Annotated in this window: 6 protein-coding genes; 3 read left to right on the top strand and 3 right to left on the bottom strand. The window is 62.6% G+C overall.

Features of this window, described 5'->3' with window-relative positions:
• The coding region (locus Q1V57_RS12490) for a prolyl oligopeptidase family serine peptidase (protein WP_300531366.1) at positions 1-427 on the top strand (427 nt) is incomplete at its 5' end.
• A gap of 75 nt (positions 428-502) precedes the next feature.
• Here the strand turns inward: Q1V57_RS12490 and Q1V57_RS12485 are convergent.
• Positions 503-1,426: an outer membrane beta-barrel protein gene (locus Q1V57_RS12485; RefSeq protein ID WP_300531364.1), complete on the bottom strand. Its 924-nt coding sequence runs from the start codon at positions 1,424-1,426 to the stop codon at positions 503-505.
• A 171-nt stretch (positions 1,427-1,597) separates the two neighbouring features.
• On the opposite strand from Q1V57_RS12485, the gene Q1V57_RS12480 reads away from it, so the two are divergent.
• Positions 1,598-3,568: a glycosyltransferase family 2 protein gene (locus Q1V57_RS12480; RefSeq protein ID WP_300531361.1), complete on the top strand. Its 1,971-nt coding sequence runs from the start codon at positions 1,598-1,600 to the stop codon at positions 3,566-3,568.
• Positions 3,569-3,637: 69 nt separating this feature from the next.
• On the opposite strand, the gene Q1V57_RS12475 is transcribed toward Q1V57_RS12480, so the two are convergent.
• The gene (locus tag Q1V57_RS12475; RefSeq protein WP_300531359.1) at positions 3,638-5,545 is read right to left on the bottom strand and encodes a hypothetical protein; all 1,908 of its coding nucleotides are present in this window, start codon (positions 5,543-5,545) and stop codon (positions 3,638-3,640) included.
• Positions 5,546-5,948: 403 nt separating this feature from the next.
• The gene (locus tag Q1V57_RS12470; protein ID WP_300531357.1) at positions 5,949-9,221 is read right to left on the bottom strand and encodes a glycosyl hydrolase; all 3,273 of its coding nucleotides are present in this window, start codon (positions 9,219-9,221) and stop codon (positions 5,949-5,951) included.
• A 139-nt stretch (positions 9,222-9,360) separates the two neighbouring features.
• Here Q1V57_RS12470 and Q1V57_RS12465 point away from each other — a divergent pair, with 139 nt between their 5' ends.
• Complete coding sequence (locus Q1V57_RS12465; RefSeq protein ID WP_300531354.1) at positions 9,361-9,894, top strand: PepSY domain-containing protein; 534 nt, start codon at positions 9,361-9,363, stop codon at positions 9,892-9,894.
• The last annotated feature ends 18 nt before the right edge of the window (positions 9,895-9,912 follow it).

Here is a 9,912-nt window from a genome sequence, read left to right as displayed (position 1 = left end):
TTCTGCGCCTTTCGTTGCCCTGACCGAGCTGATCAGCTTCTACGGCACGACGGAAATCCCGATCGAGATGGTCGATGTCCACTTCATGGAAGCGCCGTGGGAGAACTGGATTTCCTATCTGGAAAACAGCCCGACCTATCATGCGCCGGGTTCGACCACGCCGACCCTGATCCTGCATGGCGAAGCCGATACCCGCGTTGATCCGAGCCAGTCCTACATCCTCTACCGCATGCTGAAGATGACCTCCGAGGCTCCGGTGCGCCTGGTGACCTATCCGGGCGAGGGACATGGCAACCGCATGGCGGCGGCCCAGTATGATTACGGCCATCGCGTTCTGCGCTGGATGCAACATTATCTGCAGGGCGAGGGCGGCGAGCCGCCGGCCGCTGACCTGCCGATGGCAGAGATGCTGGGCCTCGAGGACTAAGGTCCGTGCCCATTGCTGAAACGATAAAGGGAGGCCACACGGCCTCCCTTTTTTGCAAATCGCGCCGGCTGGACCCTAGCCAAACCGGGCCCGGAAGCCGACGCGGAAGGTCATGCCGTCATAGTCGCGGACCGAGATATTGGAGTCGTTATCCAGATAACCGACTTCCGCATAAAGCGCCTGGTTCGGGGTGACGAGATAATCGAGACGGGCGCGGGCTTCCCAGCGGTCGTCTTCGCGGGGCAGCGGCTCGGCGGTGGAGAAATCACCCTCGTAATCACGCTGGGCAAAGGCGAAGTTGACCTCGCCGGCCCAGTTCTCATTGAACTGGTCCCAGATACGGCCACGCACTTCCCAGCCATCAAAGGCGAAGCGGTCGGCATCGGCATCGGCGGTGGTGATGGAGGCGCGGACCGCAAGATTGACCGGGAAGGTCTCATCCTTGTAGCGGCGTTGTTCGATACCGGCGCGCCAACGGGTCTGGTCGAGCCCGTCCGTGGCCTTGTCCGTGAAGTCGTAGAGATCGGTCTGCAGCGAGAGGATGGTCTCGTTGTGCTCGTCCGGGCGGTGGCGCCATTGCGCATGGCCGCGCACGCGCGAATAGCGGTGATCGCCATCGCGGTAATTGAAACCGGCATCGACCCAGAAACGCAGCTGGTCTTTTTCGCCCCTGGGCGTCCAGTATTGCAGGCGCGTGGTCAGCAGCTGGCTGTCGAGATCATCGCGGTCGTCATATTCGCGGACCCGGAATTGTTGCTCCAGGCGCCAGACCCGGCCATGGCCCTTGGGCATGACAAGCGAGGCCCAGTTATTGCTGTCAAAGGCGTTTTCCAGGGTCAGGCCGATATCCGGATCCGCCGCATCCTCGACGAAGGTCTCGCCGCGGGTGAAGGCAGTGTCGGTGCGAAACTGTGTCCGCGTCTCCTGGGCATGAACCCCGGTGCTCAATGTACAGGCCACGGCGAGGCCAGAGGCTGCGAGTGCCAGTGTCTTGTCCATTCTTCCCCCTCCTGCCGGTTCAGCCTGGAAATGGTCGCGGCGTGAACCTGTAACGGGCCCGAAATCCTGTCCTGTCGAGCCACTATCAGTTTGCACATAATCCTGCCACGACGCTATGGTGAAGTTCGCGGTGGGACGTATGACAGGGGGCGCGTTAAACGTGGCGTGGGTATGGCGGAAACTGTTTCTCTTCAGGGCGATGCACCGAAAAAACAAGCCCGGGATCAGGCTCTGAACGATCATTTCCGCTCTGTGGACAGTGCGCCGCAGGGTATCAGCGTGAAACGCCCGCGGGTCGCGGCGGACGGGTTTATCGTCAGTTTCACCGCGCTGAGCATCCTCGCCTTCTCGCTGTTTGCCTGGATCAACGCGCAGGTGCCCGATACGATCCCCAAGGATCTGATCTTCTTCACCGCTGACCGGGTCAATGCGATCCTGCCGATCCGGACCTTTTTCCTCGTCTTCTTCCTGGTCTATGCGCTCTATGCCCATGGCGGGCTCTGGGCCAAGCTGCGGCTGGGATTCTCGCTGATTGCCAAACTGGTCGCGATCAGTCTTTTCGTCGACGGCATGGCTTTCCTGTCGTGGAATTTCGCCGCCTCGACCTGGCCGGTCCAGGTGCAGCAGATATTCGTCGGTCTCGTTGGCCTTGCCATCTTTCCGCAGACCATTTTGAGCCAGGCCCGCCTGCCGGTGGATTCGCGCTCGCCGCTGCGGCGTCGCGGCCGCGTGTGGGAATACATGCTGCTGATCAGCGTTACCGTCTTTGCCGGCCTGTTCGCCGCGGTGATGGCCTATTGGTACGCACCGGAGCTGGAACAATTGCACGCCATCGCCCTGCTGGGCGGGATGGGGCCGGGCGTGTTTCTGGCCCAGCAGGTCCTGACCATGACATTGGGCCTGTTGGGGCTGACACGGAACTTCTTCTCCGGCTGGCGCAAATTCAGCCCGCCCATCGCCGTGCTCGTGCCGGCCCATAATGAAGCCCATCTGATCGCCCAGACCATCGATGCCATTGATGAGGCCGCGGCTCATTATGATGGCCCGGTGCGTATTGTGCTGATGGATAATTGCTCCAGCGATGAGACGGCCCGGGTGGCACAGCAGGCGCTCGACAATTGCCGCTGCGCCCGTGGCGAGGTCATCGACAGCCCGGTGCCGGGCAAGGCCAAGGCGCTCAATCACGGTATCAACCTGATCGATGAAGAGTATATCGTCCGCATCGATGCCGACACGGTGATCGCACCGAAATCCCTGCGCAAGGCTCTGCGCCATTTCGCCAGCCGCAGTGTCGGCGTGGTCGGAGGCCTGCCACTGCCGCTGAGCAATAAGGGCACGTTGAGCAAGTTCAGAACCATTGAAGTGCTCAACCGTCACGGCTTTACCCAGGTCGCGCTGGGGGCGTTTAACGGCATTATCGGCGTGCCGGGCATGTTCGTGGTCTACCGCCGCGATATCCTGATCCAGGCGGGCGGGATCACCGAGGAAATGAATGGTGAGGATACCGATATCGTCCTGCGCATGACCAATCTGGGCTTCCGCGCGGTATCCGATCCGCGTATCCGTTTCCGTACTGAAGTGCCCGAAACCATGGTGCATCTGCGCGAACAGCGCACGCGCTGGTTCCGCAGCCTCTATCACGTCACCGCGCATAACCGCGGCATCTTGTTTGAAGGCCGGACCATTACCGGTTCAGTCGTCTTGCCCTTCACCCTGATGAACGGCGCACGGCGGGCCATGATGGCGCCCTTGGCTATTTTCGGGGCCATTCTCTACTTCGTCTATGGCGGGGTCTATCTGCACCCGGAAATCCAGACTGTGCTCGCCGTCCTGCTCGGCATGCCCTTTGTCATGGCGTGTTGTGTGGTCACGCTGTGGGGACGGCCGGACCTCGTGCTCTACATGCCGTTTTACATGGGGTTCCGGCTCCTGCGCTCCTACTACACGCTCGGCGCGGTGCTGACGCTGGTCTATCCGGACAAGGCCTCCGAGCGGGCCTTTGACGCGCCCATGCCGCTGTCGCGTGAGCGCACGCCACGCCGCCGCAACTGGATCCAGAAAGCCCTCGACCCGGCCAATCCGGCCGAGGCCCTGGCCCGGGCGCAGCGCGGGGACGCTGAGCGGGGCAAGGAAAAGGTCTAGGACAAACGGAAAGAAAAGCCCCGCCGCATCGGGTGATGCGGCGGGGCCTGGTGTGCCATGCGGCCGGCGCTAGTTCAGTTCCAGCGCCGAGGCATCATTGTGCAGGATGGCGATCGAGGTGCGCCCGATAGGGGCGCCGCTGAGCCGGGCTGCACCGGGCTGGGCAAAGCCGATCAGGCCCGGGACCGACACAATCGCATCGGGATTGCGGCGCGTCGGAGCGGGCACTTCCGACGCGACCCGTTCCAGCACCGTCAGACCTGTGACATTGGTGATTTCCGCGGCCCGAAGCGGACCGGAATCGCGCAGGCGCAGGGCCCCATCATCAATCACTGAGCGGGCCGCGGCATTGGCCGGGATGTGATTGACGGCGATGAAGGGCGTACGGCTGGTAGCCGTGTCCGCATCGCTCACCGATACCAGCGTGTAATTCACCCCGACCGGGACGAATTTCGCCGTGGCTTCGGCCATGAAGCTGAGCGCGGCCAGGCGGGCCTCACCGGTCAGCCCGTCCGGCAGGCGCAGCTCGACCCCTTGGGCAAAGGCGGCCGGCAAGCCGGCAAGCCCCGGCAGCACCGGGCGCGCCGCCTCATAGGCCAGATGTGACGTCTCCACCAATTGCACCGGGTAGCGCTGCGCGGTGACAGCACACCCACCCAGTTCGCGATGGCGCTGGATGGTGATCTTCAGCGAATTGTTCAGCGACTGCATATTGGCAGGCAGGTCGACCATGACCGAGTTCAGACGGCCGGTTTCCAGGTGCTCGCTGCCGATGATCTGATCATTCAGTGTCGTATGCACCAGATTGGTGAAATCCCCGGGCCCTTCCGGCAGGCGGATATCCAGCTGCAGGCGGCTCGGCGCAAGTCCGCTGGGATATTGGGCCGGCTCGTAATCGACCGTCCAGCTGCGCGTCTGCGTGACCTGCTGCACGCTGGTATCGACCCCGAGGGTGTCGAAGGTGACCCGGTTCTGCCGACTGATCTGGTCGACATATTCCGTCGAGCCGACAGCGCTGGACCGGGCTACCGACAAGACGTCGCCGGTCAGGAAGCCGACCGCGGACAGGTCCTGCGCAGCGGTCAGGGCCAGAAAGGCACGGCCATTGCGGCGCCAGACCAGGCTGTCTTCGTCTGCATTGAGCGCCTCAAATCCGGCCGCCAGCAGCGCATCGCGGTCATCCAGCAAGATCAGGCCGCGACCGCTGACGCCGCCGGAGTGTGCCGTCTGGGCGCTGACAAAGCGGACGCGATAGCCCAGCCGCGTGAGCCGTTCACCGAGACGCACGCCGAGCTCGGTGAAGCGTTGTCCTGCGTCATCATCGGGGATTGAAATGGCGATTTCATTGGGCAGCAGGGCCACGACATCGCGCACGGAGCTGATCTCGTCCTCGATCGAGAATTCGACAGCCGAGACCGCATCAACATGCAGCACCGCGCCGACCGAGCGTTCGTCATGGCACAAATCATCGGGCAAATCGCCGAGCAGCTGGAAGCTGAGATTGATGTCCTCGCCATTCCAGGCGCTGGCCGGAAGGCGCAATATCCATTCAAAATCGCGCACACCGGTCGACAGGACGCGTTCCGAGATGCGCCGGCCATTGGCCATGATCCGGATCGAGGCGACGGTCTGGGCGGAAACCTCCTGCTTGCCGACCAGGCGGATCTGGACGTCCTCGACACTGGCGTCGCGAATACGCGGCAGCCGGACCGAGGCATAGGACGGGTAGCCGGCCAGAAGCAGGCCTTCATCGACGCCGACATCGGCCAGGGTGATGGTGGTTGGTCCGCCGGCGGAGGCGAGTGCAGCGGTTCGGCTTAGACGCTCAAGAACGTCGGAAAGCCGCTGACCGAAACTGCTCTGACCGGCATTCAGAGCTCCGGTATTATACAGTGTGACGACGCTGCTGACCGCGATGGACATCATGATCAGCGAAAACCAGGGCCGCTTGCGGCGCGGTTGTTTTTCCTTCGACAAGACCCTTCCCCCCGAGCGTAGCCCCAAACGCTCTGATGTGTGCTGCGATAGTCCCTCGCATTCACTTTTCTAGGTGTCGAATTTGTAAGAATTGAGACTGGAATGGGGCAGTGTGGGCCATCAGATCAGTGACTTGCCACGTCGTGTCGCAAGCCTCTGTTTTTTAATGGGACTGAAGTGGAGGTGTCAGTCGCAACAAGCGTTCCGGCGCTTTTGGGCTGATGCAGGATGTAGCGGATTTGGCGGTCAACCCGGCCAAAATCGCCCGCAATATTACCGGAACTGAACGCGATTGCCTTATTTGCGCCCCCGCTTGGGCGGGCGCCGGGCGCGCCCCGGGCCATCAGAGCTGTTAATCCAGTCCGACGGCCCGGTTTGCGATTCGAGATCGCCTAGAAAAGGCCTACCACGGCGGCATGGTGCGGCCGGGCGTCCACGGTGCGTTGACACCGGAGAGGGCCTCCTCGAAGGCCGGGATGCTGTCATCCGTGAGCGTCATCAAACGCTCGCGAATGCCGGCGAACTCAGTTTCGGCAAAGCCCAGCTGTTCCTCATGCGCCGGCGAGGGGCCATAGGTGGCATTGCCGGTGCCGAGCTGGGCAAAGCCGAGACGCGAACCAACAGTCGAGGTCTCCGCGCCATAGCGGCCATTAGTGGTCTGGTTGCCGCCGAGCGCCTGCTCGATCGCAAACAGCTCCTGGCGCAGCGCCTCAAGCTGATCGTCGAGCTCGCCCGGTGCCGTGCGCGAGCGGTGCAGGGCCGATTGCAGACGGGCCAGGCGTTGCTCGGTCAGGCCAATGGTCGCATTGGCGGCAGAGACCTGACGCTGCATCTCGGCAAGACGTTCCCAGAAGGCCACGACTTCATCATCCGGCGAGCCGGGCAGGGCGCCTTCGGTGAGGCGTTCCACCTCGAAGCTCTGCGCCTCGCCGATGGTGACCGTCTCGCCATTATGCTGGCGCACGAGCTCGACCGAATACGTGCCCGGCGCCACCAGGAAGCCGGACGTATTGCTGTCCGGCGTGTCCGGCTGCGTCACCGCACCCGTACCCGGATAGGTCAGGTCCCAGGCGACGCGGTGGAAGCCGGAGCCGACCGGGCCGGCCAGGCGGCGCACCACATTGCCATCGACATCGCGCACCACCAGCCACATGCGCGGCGGGGCTTCACGGCGTTCCGCCTCAATGACGTCAAAGCCGGGGAAGGGGGTGTCCTCACCGGCCTCGACCAGCGGGGCTTCCGCTTCCTGGCGCACTTCTTCGGAGGTCTGCAGGCCTTCGGCCATGTAATAGGTGAAGGTTGCGCCATAGGCCGGGTTTTCGGCCTGGAAATAGCCGTCACCCTGATAACCGCGGAAGTCGAAACCGAGTTCGTGCTGGGGCTGATACCACCAGGCCCGGCGGACCGGGAAGAGGCGGGTCTCATTGGCCAGCATGTCTTCGGAAACTTCGCGCAGGGGCGTGATGTCGTCGAGGACATAGATGGAACGCCCGAACGTGCCGACGACGAGATCATCTTCGCGCTCATGGATCAGAAGGTCGCGCGCCGGGATCGGCGGCATGCCGGCGGTCAGCTGAACCCAGTTATCGCCGCCATCCACGGTGAAATAGACGCCGAACTCAGTCCCGATGAACAGGAGGTCCGGGTTTTCATGATCCTGCACGATGCGCCAGACCAGGGTGTTGTCCGGCAGACCATTGGTGATCATGCGCCAGGTCCGGCCGTTATTGTCCGAGCGCAGGAGATAGGGTGAGAAATCGCCCTGTTTGTGATTGTCGAGCGCCATATAGACAGTGCCGGCATCAAAGCGCGACGGCTCGAAATCATTGACATAGGCGAGGTCTGGAACGCCGCGCAGATCGCCTGCTTCCGTCTCGCTCCAGCTCGCACCGCCATCGGTGGTGATCTGGATCAGACCATCATCGGTGCCCGCATAAATAACATTCTCATCGACCGGGCTCTCGGCCAGGGCGCTGATCGTGTTGTAGACGGACATGGCATAGAGATCCCAGCCCGCATCCCAGGACCATTGCCGGCCCATAATGGGCAGCTGCATGCGGTCCTCATCGCGGGTCAGATCGCCGGAAATCGGGGTCCAGGTGTCGCCGCGGTCATCAGAACGCCAGACCCGTTGGGAGGCGTGATAGAGGCGTGTGGGCTGATGCGAGGAGACAACGATGGGCGCATCCCAGTTGAAACGCTCGGCCGGGTCGCCGGGCTGCGGCTGGGCGCGGATATAGACGATTTCGCCCGTCGTGCGGTCATAGCGGACCAGATTGCCCTGCTGCCAGCTGGAATAGGCGATGTCCGGATTGCCCGGTTCGACATCGGGTTCATGACCGTCCCCGAACAGCGTGACCACCCAGTCGGAATTGCGAATACCGTGGCGGCTGTCTGTCCGCGACGGGCCCATCTGGGTATTATTGTCCTGGGTGCCGCCATAGACATTGTAGAAGGGGTCCGCGTCATCGATGGCGATGTCGTAGAATTGTGTGATCGGCATATTGGCGATGAAGCGCCAGGTCGCGTCCCCGTCATAGGTCTCGTACAGACCGCCATCCGAGCCGACCAGCATGTAGTCTTCCTCCGTCGGGTGGAAGCCGATGGCGTGATCATCCACGTGCTTGTTCATATTGTTGAGGTCGCGGAAGGTCGCACCGCCGTCAGAAGAAATCTGCGTCGTGTTGGAGACCAGGATAATGCGGTCGAAATGGTGCGGGTGGGCGTAGAGCTCCTGATAATAGTGCGGGCCGGTGCCGCCGGAGACGGTGTCGGACATGCGCGTCCAGCTCTCACCGCGATTGCTTGAGCGGTAGATCCCGCCCTGGCGCCGGTCCTCTTCGATCGCGGCATAGACCACGTCGGGGTTTTGCGGCGAGATGGCGAGGCCGATCTTGCCCATATTTCCGCTCGGCAGGCCGGCGGTAACCTCGCGCCAGGTTTCCCCGCCATCATCGGACACGTGCAGACCGGTTTCCGGTCCCGCGCCCATATAGGCGGCCACGGTCCGGTGACGTTGCCACGTCGCAGCGACGAGGCGGTCCGGATTGCGCGGATCCATCACGATATCGGTGACGCCGGTCCATTCGCCGGCCGACAGCACGAGGTCCCAGCTCTCCCCGCCATCGGTGGACTTATACAGGCCACGCTCGCCGCCGGAGGACCAGAGCGGGCCCTGGGAGGCGACCCAGATCGTGTTGCTGTCGTCGGGGTGAATAATGATCTCGGAGATATGCTCGGACGCTTCCAGTCCGAGATGCTCCCAGCTCTGGCCGCCATCGCGCGAACGGTACACGCCATCGCCATAGCCGAGGTGACGGCCGCCGTGATTTTCACCCGTACCAACCCAGATGGTATGCGGGTTGTTCGGATCAACGGTCACCGTACCGATGGAATAAATGCCCTGGTTGTCGAAAATCGGTGTCCAGGTCGTGCCGGCATTTTCCGTACGCCAGACGCCGCCGGAACCAACGCCGACAATCCAGGTCGAGGGATCGTCCTGCATGATCTCGATATCGCTGATCCGGCCGGACATCAGGGCAGGGCCGATGGAGCGGAATTCCAGCCCGGTGAAGGTGCCCGCATTCATCGGACCGCTATCGCTGTCGTCCTCCGCCTGGGCACAGGCAGCCTGCGGCAGCACGCCGAGCAGGACGGCACAGATTATTCCTCTCATCTCTCTCTCCCCAACAGATCGGAAGCGGTGACCTTAGCGATGATAGGGGAAAAGAGAAGGGGCGGTTCGCGCATAAAGCGATGAAAACCGCCGCCTTCCGCGCTTGACCGGGGCGGTTCCATGACCACCATGCGCGGTCATGAAAATCGGTAAGCTTCTCCGCGACATCCACCACTGGGCCTCGCCCCTTGTCATGCTCCCGCTCGGCGTCATCATCGTGGCCGGGCTGTTTTTGATGCTGAAGAAGGATGTCGACTGGATCCAGCCGCCCACCCAGCGCAGTGCGATTGAAGTCACCGGCCCGCCCGATACCAGCCTGGCCGAGCTTTATGCCGCGGCCGCCGCGATTGAGGAGCTGGAAATCAGCGCCTGGGACGAGTTTGACCGGATCGATATCCGGTCTGATCGTGGTATTGCCAAATTCATTGCTCCCAATCGCTGGGAGGCGCAGATCGATCTGACGACGCTGGAGGTCCTGTCGCTGCAATACCGCCGCTCCGATCTGTTCGAGCAAATCCATGATGGCAGCTTTTTCGCGGACTGGGTGAAGACCTTCATCTTCCTGCCGGTGGGCGTGATTTTGCTGGTGTTGTGGGCGACCGGCATCTGGCTGTTCATCGAGCCCTACTGGAAGCGTTGGCAGCGCAAGAGAAAGCGCACGGGACGCGCTTAGCGCAGCATATCCCGGGGC

This window comes from Maricaulis sp. (genome assembly GCF_030149425.1).
Taxonomy (GTDB): domain Bacteria; phylum Pseudomonadota; class Alphaproteobacteria; order Caulobacterales; family Maricaulaceae; genus Maricaulis.
The sequence above is the reverse complement of the archived record's forward strand: the minus strand, read 5'-3'. Positions and strand labels throughout refer to the sequence as shown.

Excerpts from the sequence above, each read along its gene's own strand:
- Q1V57_RS12485 (WP_300531364.1), bottom strand. The coding sequence starts at position 1,426 with ATGGACAAGACACTGGCACTCGCAGCCTCTGGCCTCGCCGTGGCCTGT.
- Q1V57_RS12480 (WP_300531361.1), top strand. The coding sequence starts at position 1,598 with ATGGCGGAAACTGTTTCTCTTCAGGGCGATGCACCGAAAAAACAAGCC.
- Q1V57_RS12470 (WP_300531357.1), bottom strand. The coding sequence starts at position 9,221 with ATGAGAGGAATAATCTGTGCCGTCCTGCTCGGCGTGCTGCCGCAGGCT.
- Q1V57_RS12465 (WP_300531354.1), top strand. The coding sequence starts at position 9,361 with ATGAAAATCGGTAAGCTTCTCCGCGACATCCACCACTGGGCCTCGCCC.